Origin of the sequence: Marinomonas balearica (assembly GCF_004362145.1) — a bacterium.
Lineage (GTDB): Bacteria > Pseudomonadota > Gammaproteobacteria > Pseudomonadales > Marinomonadaceae > Marinomonas > Marinomonas balearica.
The window spans coordinates 205714-226093 of the sequence record NZ_SNXC01000012.1; the positions used below are offsets into that span (position 1 = coordinate 205714).

Annotated in this window: 13 protein-coding genes; 8 read left to right on the forward strand and 5 right to left on the reverse strand. The window is 45.2% G+C overall.

The annotated features are described in order from the left end of the window. The first annotated feature begins 71 nt into the window (after positions 1 to 71). The gene (locus DFP79_RS18250) at positions 72 to 158 is read left to right on the forward strand and encodes a multicopper oxidase domain-containing protein (RefSeq protein WP_424960646.1); all 87 of its coding nucleotides are present in this window, start codon (positions 72 to 74) and stop codon (positions 156 to 158) included. Positions 159 to 269: 111 nt separating this feature from the next. Here DFP79_RS18250 and DFP79_RS10795 read toward each other — a convergent pair whose 3' ends face one another. The 5 genes from DFP79_RS10795 to DFP79_RS10815 are packed head-to-tail and all read right to left on the reverse strand — an operon-like array spanning position 270 to position 9526. Beyond that, positions 270 to 1151, reverse strand: coding sequence for a transglutaminase family protein (locus tag DFP79_RS10795; RefSeq protein ID WP_133503958.1), 882 nt, complete (start codon positions 1149 to 1151; stop codon positions 270 to 272). A gap of 2 nt (positions 1152 to 1153) precedes the next feature. Further along, positions 1154 to 3718: a circularly permuted type 2 ATP-grasp protein gene (locus DFP79_RS10800; protein ID WP_133503959.1), complete on the reverse strand. Its 2565-nt coding sequence runs from the start codon at positions 3716 to 3718 to the stop codon at positions 1154 to 1156. 30 nt (positions 3719 to 3748) lie between these two features. Beyond that, positions 3749 to 7114 carry a transglutaminase family protein gene (locus DFP79_RS10805; RefSeq protein ID WP_133503960.1) on the reverse strand — a complete coding sequence of 1122 codons (3366 nt, stop codon included), beginning with the start codon at positions 7112 to 7114 and terminating at the stop codon, positions 3749 to 3751. Next, a complete protein-coding gene (locus DFP79_RS10810; RefSeq protein ID WP_133503961.1) occupies positions 7111 to 8055 on the reverse strand; it encodes an alpha-E domain-containing protein in 945 nt (314 codons plus the stop codon). Before DFP79_RS10810 ends, DFP79_RS10805 begins: the two co-directional genes overlap by 4 nt. A 1-nt stretch (position 8056) precedes the next feature. Next, positions 8057 to 9526 (reverse strand): circularly permuted type 2 ATP-grasp protein, encoded by a 1470-nt coding sequence (locus DFP79_RS10815; protein WP_133503962.1) that lies wholly within the window; start codon positions 9524 to 9526, stop codon positions 8057 to 8059. 380 nt (positions 9527 to 9906) lie between these two features. Here DFP79_RS10815 and DFP79_RS10820 point away from each other — a divergent pair, with 380 nt between their 5' ends. From DFP79_RS10820 to DFP79_RS10850, 7 genes are all read left to right on the forward strand, one after another. Beyond that, the gene (locus DFP79_RS10820) at positions 9907 to 11940 is read left to right on the forward strand and encodes a hypothetical protein (RefSeq protein WP_133503963.1); all 2034 of its coding nucleotides are present in this window, start codon (positions 9907 to 9909) and stop codon (positions 11938 to 11940) included. 410 nt (positions 11941 to 12350) lie between these two features. Beyond that, positions 12351 to 13817, forward strand: a complete 1467-nt coding sequence (locus DFP79_RS10825) for an NAD-dependent succinate-semialdehyde dehydrogenase (protein ID WP_133503964.1) — start codon at positions 12351 to 12353, stop codon at positions 13815 to 13817. A 90-nt stretch (positions 13818 to 13907) separates the two neighbouring features. Then, the gene (gabT, locus tag DFP79_RS10830) at positions 13908 to 15188 is read left to right on the forward strand and encodes a 4-aminobutyrate--2-oxoglutarate transaminase (RefSeq protein WP_133503965.1); all 1281 of its coding nucleotides are present in this window, start codon (positions 13908 to 13910) and stop codon (positions 15186 to 15188) included. 243 nt (positions 15189 to 15431) lie between these two features. Further along, on the forward strand, positions 15432 to 16025 hold the full coding sequence (locus DFP79_RS10835; RefSeq protein WP_133503966.1) for a DUF4402 domain-containing protein: 594 nt from the start codon (positions 15432 to 15434) through the stop codon (positions 16023 to 16025). Positions 16026 to 16102: 77 nt separating this feature from the next. Beyond that, entirely contained in the window at positions 16103 to 16516 is a 414-nt protein-coding gene (locus DFP79_RS10840) for a DUF4402 domain-containing protein (RefSeq protein ID WP_208111416.1), read from the forward strand. Between the two features lie 105 nt (positions 16517 to 16621). Beyond that, positions 16622 to 17380: a fimbria/pilus periplasmic chaperone gene (locus tag DFP79_RS10845; protein ID WP_166637689.1), complete on the forward strand. Its 759-nt coding sequence runs from the start codon at positions 16622 to 16624 to the stop codon at positions 17378 to 17380. A gap of 20 nt (positions 17381 to 17400) precedes the next feature. Continuing rightward, positions 17401 to 20379, forward strand: coding sequence for a hypothetical protein (locus DFP79_RS10850; protein WP_133503969.1), 2979 nt, complete (start codon positions 17401 to 17403; stop codon positions 20377 to 20379). The last annotated feature ends 1 nt before the right edge of the window (position 20380 follow it).

Below are 20380 nucleotides of genomic sequence, written 5' to 3' on the forward strand. Positions count from 1 at the left end.
CCGTTGCATACTCTGAAAACCGCTACCCGACTTCCTTACCGGGTATCGACGACCCTCTTACTGTGAAACAAATGTATACCGGCGCATTTGTACTGCATTGCCATATTCTCGACCATGAAGATCAGGGAATGATGCAAAAAGTAGTACTCAAAGAATAAACAGACAGATACGCAATACAAAAAAGCGAGCCAAAAGGCTCGCTTTTTTGTATTGATAAACAGAGATTTTCCTAGGTAGAAATTCCATTCGGCTCTGTGCTTGAGAGCCGCTTACACTCGTTGAACATCGACTGACACGCTCAGTGTCTGGCTGTCTCCGCCTTCAAAGATCACGCCTTGAAGCGGAGTAACGTCTGCGTAATCCCGTCCAAATGCGGTCACTATATGTTGATCCGTGGGCATGATGTCATTCGTTGGATCGAACTCGACCCAACCAAAGTCTGGAACAAACACCGCGAACCACGCATGGGAAGCATCTGCACCCGTTAACTTCTCTTGACCTGGCGGAGGCAGTGTTTCTAAGTAGCCACTCATATAGCGAGTCGGAATGCCTAGCGAACGTAAACACCCCAATGAAAGGTGCGCAAAATCCTGACACACTCCGCTCTTTTGTTCCAATACTTGTTCTAGCGGTGTGGCCACGGTCGTGCTGGTAGGGTCAAAATTGAATTCTGTAAACACCTTATGCATAAAGGCCTTCACACCCTGTATCATTGGTATTTCATCAGAGAAGCAATCTCGCGCATACTCAGCCAGTTGTTCCGAGCAACGAACTTGCGGGGAGTTTAAAATAAACTCTTTTGCCATTCGAAGCTCTGATGTGTGCGGCTTTTCTAATAAAGCTTTGAGCTCTCCTAAAGTAAGTGGATGCGCTTCCGCTTGGGCAATAAAATCGGTTGTCTGAATTTCAAAGTAACTTATAACATCGATACTCAGCTTTTGATGAGGCTCTTCGATTGAGAAGTAACAGGTTTGATTGCCGTAATAATCCTGACCTTCGTGCTGATAAACCGGCTTCGGCCAGACCTTAATTCGGCGACTCAAACAACGCTGATTGTTTGTGTCTCTAGGAAGTAAGTGCGCCATGTTGTAACACAAGGCAACGGGGGCGCTGTACTCATATTCCGTTAAATGGCGAACTTTGTACTTCATTTTCAATATTCCCCATGACCCGGCACAAGCTGCTGAGGCCCCGCAGCGTGGTCAAAATATTTGTCACTAATATGAGATGTAAAGCGTTCTAACTGTTCGGTTAACTGCGTCATAAAATCAGATAACGCACTACGTTCACCGTCGATTTCATCGACATGGGCGAGCATTTCAAGATCCGCGAGCTGAATGTCATTAAGCGATTTAATAATCATCCGTTTTTCTGGACTTAAGCCAAGCTCACTCGACTCGTTTCGAGGTAGCTCTTCTAAATATTTACGCAACTGCTCCGTCTGATAAATCAATGACCGCGGGTTGGTTCGATCTGCCATAAGTAAATCAAGGCCGTACGCCACACGATTTCGATTTCGATAACGACGGCGAAACGAAATCAACGCCTCAACACTCAGTAAGACAGATTCCAATACTAAGCTTTGTTGCATTGAAGCGAGAGGCTCCGTCAATGTTGATTTCAGCAATTTTGCCGTTTGCAACGCCCTTTCAGTACGACGACCGAGTTCCTGAAACATCCAATCTGGGCCACGCAACATGCTCTCATGATTCAAGCCCGATAATGCCAAAATCGACGTTACCAGATTGTCTAAAGACTCTTCCGGCAGTTCAGGCAAACCATTTGCGTAAGCGCGATCCACTTGATGAATGTGGGCACGCAAATCATTTAGAATGATGCGCGTATCGGCCGACAGCATCTCCTTCACCTGCTCGCCGCATGCGAGCATGGCATTTAGGTTAGACTTAATGGTTCCGGGTCGAGCACCGTCACAAATCAACGACGCAAGCTCGTCGTTAGGCTCTTCAAACATACTGGAATCGCCCTGAACAAAGCCCGGTAAACAGCCCGTTTGCAGTGAAATGGCTTTTAGTAAAATGTCTCGACTTTCTTTTGGTAGCGGTTCGACACCGTTCATTTGCTTAAAGAAAGTCCGCATTAAACGCAACGAGACTTCCGCTCGTTCCATGTAACGACCAAACCAAAATAGATTTTCAATAACACGACTGGGAAGGTTCGATTGCAATGCAATGTCTTGTACGCTTGATGAGTCCATTCCCGCAGGCAGTGTGCTTTCAAAATCAGTCGCCAATACCCAAGTATCTTTACTCAGTGTATCTGAAATATTATTTCCAACGATCCGTTCGTTACCTTGGCTGCCTACCCGACTTAAACCGCCCGGCATTACACTAAAACCGTCTTTATCCGCTACGGTGAACATACGCATGATACTTGGGCGCTTTTTCAAGCCTTGATCAGCCCATACAGGCAATTGCGCACCGCTCACGTATTCCTGTGCCACCCAGCGATGCGGCGCCAGACGGATTTTATCTAACAGAGCCTGTTTAGCTTCTTGATCTAACGTGTGACCATAATAACTGTCGCCTCCATTAACGCGCATTGCAGGCTTGATAATCAGCTGACTTAGGTTCGCTTCAACATGCAATCGGTTCTCTTCGGTTCCACACCAATAGGTTTTCACCGTCGCAATGGAAAGCTCTTCACCTAATAGAAATTGGCTAATCTGTGGCAAAAATGCCATCAGTGCTGGCGTTTCCAGCAAACCAGAGCCAATAGGGTTGGCAATAACAACTTTGCCACTTCGGGCGACTTCCAAAAGGCCAGGAACCCCAAGCAGCGAATTCGGTTTAAGCTCGGCCTGATCACAAGCATCGTCGTTTATACGACGCATAATCACATCGACCGGCGATAAGCCGTTTAAAGACTTCATCCAGACCTGTCCATTACGAACAGTTAGGTCTCCTCCTTGCACCAACGGGAAACCAAGATAGTTCGCAAGATAGGCCTGTTCAAAATAGGTTTTACTGTTCGCACCTTCAGATAGCAGCACAATGCGCGGTTTATCTGAAATCTGTTTACCGATGCGCATTAACGTATCACGCAGCGTCTGAAAAAAGTGCGACAGCCTTTTTATTCGGCTGGTTCGAAACAGCCTCGGCATTACTCGGGATAAAACGACACGGTTTTCATGCGCATAGCCCGCGCCACTAGGCGCCTGTGTGCGGTCACCTACAATGAGATATTGGCCACGTTCATCTCGAACTAAGTCCGAAGCATGCAACAAAATATCCTGTGCGTGCGGAACGGAAATGCCATGACAAGCTCGTAAAAAGCCAGGATGATCAAAAATAATCTCACTGGGAATCACACCTTCTTTTAATAAGGTTTGTTCGCCGTAGAGATCTTTCATGATCAAATCGAACAGCTTAGAACGCTGAACCATACCTTGCTCAAGCGCTTTCCAGCTGTCGTTTTCGATCAAATAAGGAACAATGTCTAAACCCCAGACATTTGGGGAGAGCGGGTCGGATGTCAGGTTATAGGTTGCCCCATCGTCACTGAGAATACGACGTGCTCGTTGTTGACGGTCTGCCACTCCTTCGGCACCAAGTGCATTAAAGCTCTCGATAATAGTTTGCCAGTGATCCCTTGGAAAACCATTCATATCAAAAGCCTCATCATAATGTTTCGATGAAGCTGGGTCGAAGTCCAATGACGCCTGTTCGGGCGTCATTGGTGCAAGCGCATCTGTATGCATAAACAAGGATTCTAAACATCTAGTGAAATTTTAGAGCCTAGTATACTGCTTTCTAAGATCCAATGTATGAGGATATTCGTCACTGGGCTCTTCTGGCGGAGGAGCCATGGCTTTCGGCCCTTCCGAATGCTCATAAAATCCACGCATCGCGCTAAACTCAGGCGGCGGTGTCAATGTGCCTTGGGTAAAACCATGATCCCAGAAACGATTCACTCGTCGTGCTTCGGCTTCATAGCTATTCACAGGGTTCGTGTCATAACTGCGGCCTCCAGGGTGACTGACATGATAGGTACAGCCACCAATCGAAACGCCATTCCAAGTGTCAATAATATCAAACACCAACGGGGTATCTGTGTTCAAAGTCGGATGCAATGCCGATGGCGGAGCCCAAGCTTTATAACGCACTGCCCCTACAAATTCGCCTTTGCGTCCGCTGTTTTTAAGCGGTACACGTCGTCCATTACAGGACAAAACATAACGCCCTTCTGTCAGCCCCGTCAGTTTCACCTGTAGACGTTCAACGGATGAATCCACGTAGCGCGCAGTACCAGATTGCGATACTTCTTCACCCAGTACATGCCAAGGTTCAATCGCCCAACGCAGCTCCAATTCAATATCGTCGATTTGTTGGCGACCATAATGAGGGAAACGGAACTCTTCAAACGGTGCCAACCATTCGATTTTGAACGGATAGCCGTGCGCCTGAAGGTCATCCACCACTTCTTTAATATCTTGCCATACGAAGTGAGGCAACATGAACTTGTCATGCAGGCTGGTTCCCCAACGAACTAAAGGCTGTTTGTACGGCTCTTTCCAAAAGCGGGCAACAAGACAACGAAGCAACAACATTTGTACAAGCGACATACGAGCATGGGGAGGCATTTCGAATCCACGGAATTCCAACAGTCCAAGACGTCCGCTTGCGCTGCCCGCAGCATAAAGTTTATCAATACAAAACTCTGAACGGTGAGTATTGCCCGTAATATCCACCAGCAGGTTGCGCATTAAGCGATCAACAAGCCAAGGCTCATCTACGAAGCCTTCTGGCATGTTCTGAAAGGCAATTTCCATCTCATACAGCATTTCATCGCGCCCTTCATCAGGGCGAGGCGCTTGACTGGTTGGGCCAATAAACATCCCCGAGAACAAGTAAGACAAGCCCGGATGATGCTGCCAGAACGTAACAAAGCTGCGCAGAATGTCCGGACGACGCAGCATTGGGCTGTCTGCTGGCGTTTGTCCACCCAAAGTAATGTGGTTACCGCCGCCCGTTCCGGTATGACGGCCATCGAGCATAAATTTCTCGGTTCCTAGACGACACTGATGGGCTTGTTCATACAAGGTCTCAGTATTGTGCATCAGCTCCTTCCAGCTTTTGGACGGGTGAATATTGACTTCGATGACACCCGGATCCGGTGTGATCAAGAATTTCTGTATTCGTGGATCACTAGGCGGTTCATACCCTTCAATTACGACGGGCATCTTTAGTTTAGCTGCACTGGTTTCGATCGCATTGAGCAAAGCAACGTAATGTTCAAGCTTCACCAGCGGCGGAAGGAACAAATGCAATCGCCCATTTCGAGGTTCAATACAAAGAGAGGTTCGAATTACAGGGACACTATTGCTCTGTTTTTGTGATGCTTTTTTATCGTCTGGCTTCTTCTGTTTCTGAATCTGTACACTTTGAGGGGCTTGAGATTGTGCTTGATGAACAAATTCAGTAGGTAAAGGCTGCAAGGGTTCGAAAGGATCGCGTTCAGGTTGAACCTCGTCTTCCGCAATAGGAGGCAAGGAGTTCAATGGCAATCGATATCCCATTGGGCTATCGCCCGGAATCAGCGTAATCACATTGCGGCGCATTGGCCATTTAGAACTGTTCCAAAAACCTTTGCTGTTCTCAAGAGGAAGAATGAAGCCCGTCGGCGTGTTCAGTCCTTTTGTCAGAAGCTTAGCCAATCGACGACGCTCAAGGTCATCGCTCAAATCGGCCTTAGTTGGGTCAATTTCTTCCGGTAATGACTGTTCCTGCAACAAGTAATGCAGTGTGTCTTCATAACAGGTTTGGAGGTATTCACTTTGCAACCCAAGAGTGTCGCACAGCATTCGGCCGAAATCTTCAGCCTCTTTGATGGAATATTTGTAGTCCTTATCGACTCGCGCTAAAAGCGCTTCATCTTCCCATAACGCTTCTCCGTCTTTACGCCAAAAACAACCGAGCGCCCAACGTGGAATTTCTTCTCCGGGATACCATTTCCCTTGTCCGTAGTGCAGAAGACCATTGCTACCAAACTCTTGCTTCATCTTCAGCAATAAGTTCTTAGCTAAGCTCAGTTTATCGTCCCCCAGTGCCGCGGTATTCCATTGCTCCGATTCCATATCGTCAATTGAAACAAAGGTTGGCTCTCCGCCCATTGTCAGGCGAACGTCTTCTTCTTCCAGCTTTTCGTCGACAGCCGCGCCCAGCGCCTTGATGTTTTCCCACTCTTCATCACTGTATGGCTTAGTAACACGCGGATCTTCATGAATACGAATGACTTGGTTGGTATAGGAAAACTCACATTCACATTCATCGGTAAAACCAGAAATTGGAGCCGCTGACTCCGGCTCAGGCGTACACGAAAGCGGTATATGGCCTTCGCCGGCAAATAAGCCGGATGTCGGATCAAGCCCCACCCATCCAGCGCCCGGGATATACACTTCACACCATGCGTGCAAATCAGTGAAATCTTCTTCTGGCCCTGACGGCCCATCCAGAGATTTGACGTCAGCCGTGAGCTGAACCAAGTAGCCGGATGCAAAACGTGCAGCTAAGCCTAGGTGCCTTAATATTTGAACAAGCAACCACGACGTATCACGACAGGAGCCTTTATTAAGAGTGAGTGTTTCCTTACATGTTTGAACACCGGGCTGTAAACGAATACCGTAATCAATTTCACTGGCCAAACGACTGTTTAGCGCAACAAGAAAATCGACGATTCGTGTACTTTTTCGATCCACTGCCGATAGCCATTTGTCCAGCTCAGGACAGCTTTCACTGATCTTCAAATAAGGCGCAAGCTCTTCTTTTAATGCGCTTTCATAGGCAAATGGAAACTCTTCGGCGTATTCTTCAATAAAGAAATCAAATGGATTAATGACCGTCATATCTGCGATCACTTCCACTTCAAAGCTCAATTTAGTGGTTTTCTCAGGGAAGACTAACCTTGCTTGATAGTTGCCAAATGGGTCTTGCTGCCAATTAACGAAATGCTCTTCTGGCCCAATTTTCAACGAGTAACCGTGGATGTATGTTCGCGAATGAGGAGCAGGACGCAGACGCAAAAGATGAGGAGATACGTTAACAGGTCGATCAAACTCATAATGCGTTTTATGTTGTATGGCGACACGAATGGTCATGCAGCGTCTCCTTGACGAAAGTAAAACCAGTTTTCCGTAATTTGATGATTCAATTCGATAATAGCCAATTGAATATCATTTAAATGTTCACGATAGTCGTGGTTGAGCGCTTCTGACGATTCAACCGATTTGGTTTCCTCAAGCAATTTGTCTATGTTCGCAGCTATCAGCCCTGATCGCGGCAACGTTGAAGCGGCCTCTCGAATCTGAGTCATGCAATATTTTTGGCTACGTGGAAAATAATTGTCTGTCATTAAGAAGGTTGCCGCTTTTGCACCGTTTACCGTTGAACGAACAGTACGTCGGTAATTCAAGATCGCACTCTGAGATTTAAGCACTTTTGTCCAAATAACCTGACCCAGTTTAATGACTTCGTCTTCTTCTGATTGCAACATCTGCGACACCGCCGCATCAAGAATTCGGGTATTCATATCGGCACGTTCAATATAACGCCCCATTATCATGAAGTTCCAACCTGCATCACGACACATGGTCGCCGCCAGCAGCCCTACGACTTTCTGACACCCTTCAATAATGGTGTTTAGAAACGTGTGACGTTCTGATCGATTAATACCCTGCTTGATATTTTGACGTGCGTATAAGTCCAGCTCATTGACCAACTCCCACATTTCCTGTGGCAACACATCACGCGTGGTACGTATGTTTTCTCGCACCATCTTCAGCGAGCTAAGCATAGAGCCGGAGTTACTGTCATCGGATAACAAAAACTTGACGACATTACGCTCATCTTTGTTTTTGTAACGTTGATCAAACGCTTGTGTGCCACTGTTTATGGTAATCAAGTTATACCAAGAGATTTCGACTTCTCTTGGCAGATCAAACAATAATTCATCATAGACACTGACTAAGCGAGCCGTATTTTCGACTCGTTCGAGGTAGCGAGCACTCCAGTACAGTCTTTCTGCCACTCTTGATAACATACTACTCTCCTTTCGCCTCAGTCACTTTTGTATCGACGATCCAGGTATCTTTACTACCACCCCCTTGTGACGAATTGACGACAAGAGACCCTTTTTTCATTGCTACGCGTGTCAGTCCACCGGTGGTTACATAAGTATCTTTACTTTGTAATATAAATGGACGCAGATCCAAATGTCGCGGATCAATGTCGCCTTTATCCGTTAAAATAGGTGCAGTAGACAATTTTAAAGTGGGTTGGGCTATGTAATTTCTGGGGTTCTCTTTAATTAACTTCGCAAACGTTTGCTGCTCTTTTTTCGTAGAGTGTGGACCCACCAACATACCGTACCCTCCCGATTCATTGGCCGGTTTCACAACCAATTGATCTAGGTGAGCAAGAACAAACTCTCTATCTTCATCGTTTTCACACAAATACGTTTCAACGTTCTTGAGAATAGGCTCTTCGTCCAAGTAATAACGGATTAATGCAGGCACGTATGCGTATACAACCTTATCATCGGCAACACCTGCACCCGGTGCATTTGCTAGTGCCACATTGCCTGCGCGCCACGCACGCATCAATCCCGGTACGCCCAAAACGGATTCGGGTTCAAATGTCTCTGGGTCAATAAACAGATCGTCAATTCGACGATAAATCACATCAACACGTTCTGGGCCGTAAATCGTCTTCATGTAAACGCAGTCGTCTTCGTCTACAAATAAGTCGCTTCCTTCAACCAGTTCTGCCCCCATTTGTTGTGCTAGGAATGCGTGTTCGAAGTACGCAGAATTATAAATACCGGGCGTCAGCACCACTATTTCCGGTTGCGGAACTTTGCGAGGAGACAAGGCGGCAAGCGTTTCAAACAATTGGCCGGGATAAGAATCGAGAGGTAAGATTCGATCATTTTCAAAGAGCTCTGGCAGAACCCGTTTTGTCAGTGCGCGGTTTTCCAACATATAGGAAACACCAGACGGAACACGTAGGTTATCTTCTAGAACGTAAAACTCACCGTCTGCATCACGCACCAAATCAGTGCCGCAAATGTGTGCCCATACGCCAAATGCGGGCGACACGCCCACACACTCGGGTAGGAAGTTTTTCGAATCTTTAATAATGTGTTCGGGGATAATGCCGTCTTTGATGCAGTTTTGATCGTGGTAGAGGTCATCGATGAATTTGTTGAGGGCGGTGAGTCGTTGTTTGAGGCCTGCTTCGGCTATTTTCCAATCTTGTGCATCTATTGTCCGTGGAATGATGTCGAAAGGCCAAGCTCTGTCGATGTTTCCTTCATCGGTATAAACCGTAAAACTGATGCCCATTTCTTGAATCGTAGCTTCTGCGGTTTGCCTTCGTTTTTCGAGTTCTTCAGGAGGGAGAGATTCTAAATAGTGTAGGAGTTGTTTCGCAGGAGGCCTTGGTGAACCCTTGTGATCTATGAGTTCATCAAAAAAAGGAGCAGACCGATAGTCTTGACTAAGTTTTTCCATATAAGTTTTCCTCACAAAAGGTCTAGGAGGTCGCGGCACATTATCATTTTTTTAATAACCATTGTGTGCGTTAGGTAAAGCTTCCGAGCCATAATTTCAGAACGCACTCAGTCCCTATGTACCTAAAGTGCATCATTCGTGACCTTTTGTACAGTATTGATTGCTGACATTAACAACAGGTTACACAATCCAAATTAAGAGGCAGATCAAGCAAGTCTATTGCTATTCACTAGAGTGTGTTTGCAAAGGTTAGGCCAATAGTGAATGATAGGTTTCGAAGGAAAAGTAAATTTTGACAATTGTTCATTTTAGGAATGATTATGCTCAAAATCGTGCTTTTAACAAATTGTTAATTTTTTATAAAATGGATACAGATAAAAATGAAACGACCTATATATGAGGTAATCTCAGGCGTTGGTTGTGCGCTGCTTAGCTCTCTTTCTTTCGCAAATAGCACTTTGGACGACTTTAGAATGCATGCGCCAGCCGATACTCCACTGTATTTTGAGGGTAACCTTACCGAAAACACGGCAAGTTTCTCTAGCATGAACTCGTCCGATGACGATATAAAACAAGCTTTCCATACGTTTTTTTCAGACCCGAGTGCATCAGACTTTATTGGTATGCTACTGTCTGATATGACTCAGTTTAGCCAAGGGAACGCCACTTTATTACACGAATACGGCTTCACTCTTAACGACACTTCCGCATTTTACTTTGAGGGAGGGCTGCCTGTTTTCCAAGCGACATCAGCTCAGCCACAAACCTTTGTTAATAAAGTAATATCTGTTGCAGAGTCCCAGCTTTTCGACGCTAAGCGAGAATCTTGGAAAGGGCAAGAAGTCTTCACTTGGCCACTTACAATAGAAGAGTTTAAAGGAGAATCACCTCAATTAGCCGTTGCCCAAAACGGTAATTTGATCTCACTCGGTTTATTCTTTAAAAGCGACTCGTTAGAAACAAAACTCTCTCGATTAGGGTTTATACCGGAAACACTGTCTCTCAAAGAAACGGGCAAATTAAACACCTTAGTATCTAAATTTGACCTCAGCGATGAAGGCAAAGGGTTTATCGATTTAGAACAACTGGCTTTAATGGTTACCGCTTCCAAAAATCACTCAGGCAGCAAAGACCTACAGAAACTGGGTTTAAAGCCCACACCAGACGCCTGCAACGCTGACATTCAAATGTTTGCCCAAAGTGCTCCCCTTATTGTCAGTAGTTTTAACTCAGAAACATTCGCAAACGACACCTATAACGTACACTACAAAACTATATGGGAAATCAAAAACGACGAGGTTAGGTCTGGGTTACAACGATTAAATGGGCACCTTTCAGCAACCACTCTGAATAACAGTGGTGCTCTCGCCAGTGTTGGGCTTGGGGTCGACGTAAATACACTCATTCCTGTACTGACCAATTTTTGGATGCAGTTTCAAAGTTTAGAACTGACTTGCCCGCCATTAAAAGAGCTTCAAACCGAGCTAAAAGCAAAGCATCCATCGCAATTAGCTATGTTTGCAGGCCTTGCACACGGAGTAACAGGCTTATCTTTAGATCTATTTGATTTTGAATTTTCTCAAACTCAAGGGCTAAAAAGTCTTGATGCGATTCTTTCAGTGTTTGCAGAAAACCCAACCAATCTCGCCGCCATCTTATCAAATGTAGCGCCTATAAAAGGCTTACCTTTAGCACAAGACGGCAGCCCTTCTAACCTTGAAATTCCAGACGTTCCGCCGACCATACAGACAAAAGGCCGTGTAAAAGGAAATGCCCTTATGGTGTATAGCGGACCAAAAGCCTCTGCACTGTCCGAAGAAAAAAGCCAAGAAAAGCTAAATAACAAAGGGTTATTAGGCGCAGCGATCGATTACACGGCAACCTTGAGTTCATTTGATAACATGCTTGGTATGTTAGGAGGTCAGGAACAAAGGGCAGTCAGTAACTGTATTCCCGTTCATTCCGAATTACAAAAGTTCAGTAATCTAAACGTAAAATCGACGACACAGATATCCTTCAATGATTACGGCATTGAAACAGATGTGATTGCGTCAGCCAATCCAGCACCTAACGACATCGCTCTACCAGGTACTTATCAAGTAGAAACAATGGGAGACGATTGCCAGTGGAGTGTTTACGGTTTCGAAACGATAAAAAGCGATGGCACAGGATCTTATAGCGTAATTGACGATTTGAATCCAAGCTGCGAACTTTTCAATGTTGAATACAAATGGGAACAGGTCAACGGTCAACTTACTATTCAAGAACAGAAGGTATTAGGTCGAGACAGCTGTGATGTTGTACTTCAGGCACAAGAACCCAGCAATTATCAATGTGAGCTATTGCCGACAGGCAGTAGAGGTTTTGAATGCCTGTTAGATGAAGAAAGTCTGTATCGTTACACTCCAAACTAACGGCAGCTATATTAAGCCAAGTCCAAAGGCAGTGAAGAATGTAACGAGTGATGTTATCACTCGTTACATTCTTCACTAAATAGCACGCAATTTAAAAGACGTTTCCGCCCTCTTATTCCGAGAAAAATACAAAGGTCAACGCCTTGTGCGACTAATAACGAACATTTCATAACCTACTGCAAAACGCTTTACAGCATTTTCAACGTGTCGCGGACGCTTTTCCGGTGCTTTTGAGCTGATTTCATAGCGAAGTACCACTCAATAAACCAATAAATAATAAAGTTTGAGCGCCATCAAACAAAGCGTTGATAGCTTCCCATTTTCCTTAGTTACACCTTCTCATACTATCGAAAATCACAAGTAGGTCTGCGTCGACCTATTATCATGAATATTGCTGTCTGGAGTGCCCTATGCAAGTGACCTTATCGCAGCCAAATTTGTTAAAAAGCCAGTCTTACATCGACGGAAAGTGGATTTCTGCTGATTCTGGCAACACTTACGCCATTACAAATCCATCCAATGGCGAACACATTATTGATGTTGCAGACCTTGGCGCAGACGAAACAACGCGCGCTGTAGAAGCGGCAAACAAAGCGCTTAAAGGTTGGCAAGCACTCACAGCAAAAGAGCGCTCCGCTGCATTGCGTCGTTGGAATCAACTCATATTAGATAACCAAGAAGACCTTGGAAAACTAATGACTCTAGAGCAAGGCAAGCCGCTAGCAGAAGCAAAAGGCGAAGTGGCATACGGCGCGTCTTTTATTGACTGGTTCGCTGACGAAGCTCGTCGCTTAAATGGCGATGTTATTCCAACTTTTGCCAAAGACAAACGAGTTTTAACGATTAAACAGGCCGTGGGTGTTGTTGCAGCTATTACGCCATGGAACTTCCCTATTGCAATGATTACTCGTAAAGCCGGCCCAGCTCTGGCTGCGGGTTGTACGATTGTCATCAAGCCATCAGACGAAACGCCTCTAAGTGCGCTAGCGCTTGCTGAGCTAGCACATCAAGCAGGTATTCCTGCTGGTGTATTGAACGTTGTAGTCGGTAAAAATGCCAAGGACATCGGCGGTGTTTTAACAAGTAACCCGATTGTTCGCAAACTCAGCTTCACAGGATCAACCCCTGTCGGAAAACTGCTGCTTTCTCAATGTGCTCAAACGGTAAAACGTACCTCTATGGAGCTCGGTGGAAACGCGCCGTTTATTGTTTTTAACGATGCAGATCTGGACGCTGCGGTTGAAGGTGCAATTGCTTCTAAGTTCCGTAATGCAGGCCAAACTTGTGTGTGTGCGAACCGTCTATTGATTCAAGAAGGCGTATACGACGCATTTGCAGAAAAACTGGCTAAGCGCGTTGCAGAGTTTAAAACAGGCGACGGTTTTGAAAACGGTGTAACGATCGGGCCGTTGATCAACAATGCTGCAGTTGAAAAAGTAGAAAGCCTCGTTTCAGATGCCGTTGAGAAAGGTGCAAAAGCGCTAGTAGGCGGCGAGAAACTGACCTCTAAAGGCTCTCAGTTCTTTGCTCCAACCATTCTAACGGACGTAACAGACACTATGAGCATCTTCTCTAGTGAAATCTTTGGTCCAGTGGCGCCTTTGTTCAAATTCAGCACAGAAGAAGAAGCGGTTGCCATGGCAAATGACACGCCATTTGGTCTAGCAGCGTATTTCTACTCTCAAGATATTAGCCGTATTTGGCGCGTCTCTGAGAATTTGGAATACGGCATGGTCGGCATCAACGAAGGCATCATTTCCAGCGAAGTTGCGCCTTTTGGTGGTGTTAAAGAGTCTGGCAGCGGTCGCGAAGGCTCCATTTATGGCATCGACGAATACGTTGAAGTCAAATACCTATGTATGGGTAACTTGAAGTAATTATAAAAACAGCACACTGCATCTGTGTTGAAATAGAGACGATATGCGGCGCAATACGATTCGAGCCGCATACTATTAGAGAGAGATACAATGACAACGAACGCTAGTTTACAAGAACGCAAAGTCGCTGCGATCGCCCGTGGCCAAGGCAATATGGCTCCTGTTTACGTCGAACGCGCACTGAACGCAGAAGTTTGGGACGTGGAAGGAAATCGTCACATCGATTTTGGTTCTGGCATCGCAGTATGTAATACAGGACACAGCCACCCTAAAGTGGTTGCCGCAGTGAAAGAACAAGTTGAGCGTTTTTCTCACACTTGTGTCATGGTTAGCCCTTATGACTCAGCGGTTGAGCTTGCAGAAAAGCTAAACGAAGCCGCACCAGGTGACACTCCGAAAAAATCTATTTTTGTTACTACTGGCGCAGAAGCCGTAGAGAACTGTGTCAAAATTGCGCGTGCCTACACTGGCCGTTCAGGCATTATTGCGTTCAATGGCGGATTTCACGGCCGAACGAATATGACAATGGGCTTAACGGGTAAAGTAGCACCATACAAAGCTGGATTTGGTCCGTTCCCAAATGAGATCTACCATGTTGCGTTCCCAAATGAATATCACGGCATTACCATCGAGCAGTCTCTTGAAGAACTGAAAATGCGTTTTACGTGTGACATTGAACCTTCCCGAGTGGCAGCGATCATTATCGAGCCAGTACAAGGTGAAGGCGGTTTCTACCAAGCTCCATCAGAATTCCTTCAAGCACTGCGCGCATTATGTGATGAGCACGGCATCCTGTTGATTCTTGATGAAATTCAATCCGGTTTTGGCCGCACAGGAAAAATGTTCGCACACGAATACGCTGGTATTGAAGCTGACCTAATGACGGCCGCTAAAGGCATTGCAGGCGGTTTTCCTCTGGCTGCCGTTGTAGGTAAAGCGGATATTATGGATGCACCTCTTCCGGGTGGCCTTGGTGGTACTTACGGCGGTTCTCCTGTCGGCTGTGCTGCTGCGCTTGCTGTATTTGATGTCATAGAAGAAGAAAAGCTGATTGATCGCGCCGTTGCGGTCGGTGAGCGCTTCATGACTCACTTAAAAGACATTCAGGCAGAATATCCACAACTAGTTGGTAATATTCGTAACACTGGCGCAATGATCGCAATGGAGTTTGTGCAAGATGGCGATACAAATACTCCGAATCCAGCATTAACAAAAGCGTTATCTGCTAAAGCCGCTGAAAAAGGATTAATCCTGTTGTCATGCGGTATTCGCGCCAACGTCATACGTTTCTTACCCGCTTTGACAATTGACATGGAAACTATCGACGAAGGTATGGATATCTTCAAGAGCTGCCTAAAAGAATTGGTATAACGACGCATATTTACGAAAAGACGGCTTCATAGTCGGTGTAAATAACCGTAGTACAACTTCCGTTTGCAAGAGGCAACTCTTGCTGCTTAGCCACTATTCCCCGAATAGTGGCTTTTTTTTCTTTACTTGTCCTTTGTTTACCCTTTGTTTATTGTCTAACTAATTGTTCTAATTATCTAAAGCAGTATAAAACATAGCCGATAACCTAAATGCAGTTACATTAAATAAAGAAGGATATTTAAAATGATTAATGATTTTAGACTTGCGAAAGCTCTTGCAGTAGGCGCCTTAGCCGTATCTTCATCCATCGCGATGGGGGCTGAAACAGCAACAGGTAATGCATCTGTAACGGTTCAAAATGCGTTCAACCTATCAGAAACAACTGCTCTGTCTTTTGGGACAATTAGAGCGACTGGCGATACTGCAGGTACTCAAACCGCAGAATTACAAATTAGTTCAGACGGAACCAGCAATAACCCAGAGACCACGGACTCTACTGCTGCGGCAATCAGTGTCATTGAAGCCGGTGAACCAGCGGTATTCACCATCGACAGCGCAGCACCAAGCTCCAACTTAACGATTACATTACCGTCAGCCGCAATTGAGCTAACAAGCACATTGAACGATGGCCTGTTCTCGATTGATGACTTTGAAGCGACCATTACCAGCGGCCCTCGTGATGGCACAGCGTATGCTTCTGGAAATCTACTAACGGATGATACAGGAGGCGTTACTTTCGCTGTAGGCGCAACGCTAACCACTGGAACAGGTGCAACCGATGCTGCTTATACCGATGGCACCTATACCGGTACCTACGAAATCACTGTAGACTACTAAGACGTTTTTTTAAAATGCACAATCAAAAGCGAACGGGCATATCTGTAGCCTTAATTGCTTTGAGCATAAGTACTCCTTTGAGTACTTATGCAGAAGTAACCGAATCGTCCAGTTTGGATTTCGGAACAATTGTTGTCGCATCAAACAGTAGCGTTCAACGCCTGTCTCTCAGTTATAATGGGAATGTTTCGTACTCGAGTGGAATCTATCCCATAACAGAGCCAACACGAGCCGAATTTATTTTAACGGGTTACCCCAACGACCAACGCGTTTTTTTATCGAGCAGTGTTTCTACCCCTAACAGCTCTAGCACGGGATATACCGTCGAGCAATTTACTTTAACAGATCTCAGTGTGCCTGCTGTTATAACGACAGATTCCTCAGGAAGCGCTTCCTTCTACGTAGGAGGCACGCTCACGACATCAGGGAACTCAGGTTATTATGGAGATACGGCTTATTCGATTACGTACCGGGTTTCTATCAACTATTAGCTTGAACTCAACTATTAACGTCACATAGCCCTTATTTTTATTATGCTTAAGCTCTTTATTTCAATACTGACCCTTTCGTTCTGCAGCAGCCTATTTGCAGACCTTATGATTTCACCAACGCGAGTGGTTTTAGGTGATCGTGACCGCTCAGCCAAAGTGACGTTAATCAATTCGAGTGCTGTCACCCGAAGCTATCGTATCGAATGGACACAAAAGGTCGCATTGCCAAATGGGAGTTACAGAGAATTAACAGAAAAAGAGAAACAAAAGTATTCGGGTTTAGAAAGAATAGTCAGAATAAGCCCAAAACAAGTCACTATTCCAGCAGGTCAAAGCCAATCTATAAAATTACTCCTGCGTAAAAAAGGTAAGCTAAGCGACGGCGAGTACCGTTCACATCTAAAATTTGTAGCATTGCCCGTTAAAAAAGCCCCGACCGCCCAAGGAAAAATGAGCTTAAACATTAACCTGCTTATGAGCTACTCCATTCCCGTTATGTACCGTAATGGCGCGGTATCCGTTCAACCCGATATCCAAAATATTTCCATCACAACGAAAAAAGAAACGGGGCAAACTTTTGTAAAAGTGAGACTCGCACACAAAGACAAATACAGTGCGACAGGCCGCCTAGTTGCCTACTGGACCTCTAAGAACGGCACCCGTCGAAAAGTTGCTTTGTTGAACGGATTTAACTTTTACCCAGAAATTCCCGTTACAAACGCCGAGTTGTACTGGAAGGACTTCACGTTGGAGCCCGGTATTCTTGAAGTACGCTACGAAGGACAACAAGAGTTTTCAGGAAGACTGTTAGCCAGTCGAAGCATTGAGATCACGGATTCAATCGTTCGCAACGCCCAACGATAACTTTTTTGAAAGTCAGTCTAATGAGAATATGGATCATCTTATGCCTAACATGTGTTGGACTCATTTCGACGCCGATTCATGCAAATAATGATGTCTTTGAACGATTAAAAAATCGTTATCAGGCAATCGAATCGGGTGAAGAAACGCTTCCCACTTTAAGAGAAAGTGTCGAAAAAATACAAGACAAAGTAAGCATCCCTGTAGGGGAAGAACTCATTTTAGAACTTCAACTTGGCCAGTATATACTGGGTGATGTGATTGGTATCAAGTCATCGAAAGGCACGATGATGTCCTTGAATGATGTTTCAAGCGTATTGGATTTTCCAATAACAGTAAATGAGAACGCACTCTTTAACCCTGACACGGACGAAACTGAAAACACACCTCAGACTCTGGCGACTGGGTGGGTGAGGGCACCTGATAACCACTTCGAACTGACTCAAAAAGAAGACAAATACATCGTTACAGTAGACGAGATATTGTACATCATCCCGTTAGAAGACGTACAAATCAATGACGATGTATACATAGAAAGCGCTCAACTCGCCCGTTTGTTTTCCCTTGAATTCAACATAAACTACCAAAAACTTAACGCGACCATATCGTCCGAAATTCCAATTCCATTAGAAGAAAGACTAGCACGAGAAGCGCGTTTAGAAGGGTTAAGTAGCCATCAAGATAGATCCATTTTTCCTCTACAGGCATTCGAGTACTCGTCTGTTACACAACCTTTATTAGACCTTAGGCTTGGTGCATCTGCTGCACATAACCAAGATTCAAAATATTCAGTCTCGATGCAAGGCGCAAACGACCTCGCGTATTTCAGTACCAACTACTTTTTAGCCGTTAACCAAGACAAAGAGATAACAACCTCTCGATTTAATGCCAATAGGCAGGATAAAAACGCATCCTTGTTAGGGCCGTTATCAGCAACCGAAATTCAAATTGGCGACCTATCCACTACAGATATAAGCCCTTTAGAAAGCGCACAGTCTGGCGTCGGAATAAGAATAAACAACAGCCCGTTGTACCACTCTCAAAGTGACAACAGCATTAACTTAGAAGGTGATACCCAACCTAATTGGGACATTGAGGTTTACCGTAATAAACTGCTGGTCGCCAGCCAGCTTTCATCTTCCGATGGTCACTACACATTTTCAAATGTGCCACTGGAATTCGGTGATAACCAAATTGAATTGATTTTTTACGGACCGCAAGGGCAAATCAAACGTGAAGAAAAGTTCTACCATGTCAGTGCTGCTGGGCACGGAGCAGGAAAATTTAACTATGACATTACCATTGCAGAGGAAAACCAACGACTGTTTGAACACTATTCTTCACAAAACAGTGGAGAGTCAGCGCTCGCTATCAATGCACTCGCGAAGTTATCCGTAACAGATTGGTGGAACATTGAAGCGGGCACAAAGCGCTATCAGGAGACAACGGAACAAGCCGATAAAAAAGCCTATAACTCAACGCTTGCGCTATTCGGAAAAGCCCTACTTACTTTGGATTATCTAGAAGGCGACGAGGGCGCTTATAAACAAAAAGCTCAGCTCTCCAGTAAGATATCAAATCAATCTGTTAACATCATACACACCTCCGAAAAGACACTAACAGATGAGTCAGCCGAGTCAAAAACAACGACTCAAGAAGCCTCTATTTCCGGTGCGTTTTCTGACTTAAACTTGTCTTACTCCCAAAGCATTGCCCGAATAACATCAAGCACCTCCGACGACTATGTCCTGCAAAATCGCATTGGTACGCGACTGCTCAATGTACCTATTACCAACCAGATATCTTGGGGCTTTGGTGACAACCATTATGCGTCTGGATCACTTCAAGCACGAGATTTTTACGATAAATACACAATAATGGGAGGTATAGACTATAACATCGACCCCAGCATGAAAGTCAGTACCGTCAATACAGCGATCAGCCGGGCCTTTGGTAAAGATATTCAAGCTCAATTTGCGTATAAGCGAAACATCAGCACCAAAAACAACGAATCAAGCCTCAATGTTAAATGGAAGCCCAATGAGTTTTCTATCAGCTCCAACTTATCCTACAGTGACCAAACAAAGTGGTCAGCGCGCCTTATCGCCCAGTTTAGTTTAGGCGTAGCGGATAAAGCCGCATTTACAACCAGTCAATCGCTCACCCGTGCTGGCTCTGTTGCGGCGCGCGTATTTCACGACCTGAATCATAATGGCGTATACGACCTCAATGAGCCTCTATTAAAAGGCGTCACAGTAGAGAGCAAGCAGAGTGTTCGCAAAGCCAAAACCAATGACCAAGGAACCGCTATTCTCGCTGCACTACCGGTTCACCGAAAAACCGATATTGATGTCGATACAACAACCTTGCCTAACCCTTATATGATAAGAAGTGGCGCAGGCGTTTCCGTATCGCCAAGAAAAGGAACATTACAATCCGTTGATCTTCCTATCGTCGTTGCGCGAGAAGTAGAGGGGTTTGTCAAAGAATATAAAGAGAATGGTTCTGAGGGCTTCCTCGCATACGTCCCTTTAGAGGTGGTAGACGAGGAGGGCGTTGTTATAAGAACCGCAATCAGTGAATTTGATGGTTATTATTCTATCGCGGAATTACCGCCACAAACCTTTACCGTGAGAGTCGCACGAGAGTTTATAAACACCAACCAATACCTTCTAACCAAAGGTGACTCAATAGAGGTCTCTCCTCAGATGGGGGAAGAGTTTATTGAAGGTGCCGACTTGGTTCTTAGAAAAGCGTATAACAAAACAGGCTTCAGTGCGCATTTAGGTCAGTTTAACAGCCTCCTATCTTTACGGAGCTACTGGCCCGTTCTGCGAAACGCCTACCCCAAACTCAAAAGCTATTCGTATTTTTATCTAGAAAGTGGCGGAGTATTTAATCTATACGTTGCCTTCGATAAAACTAAGACTAAAGCCGAAGCGGTATGCGCTATCATTCGCGACAAACACTCATGCAGTGTGCGTGATATTGTTCGCCAATAAC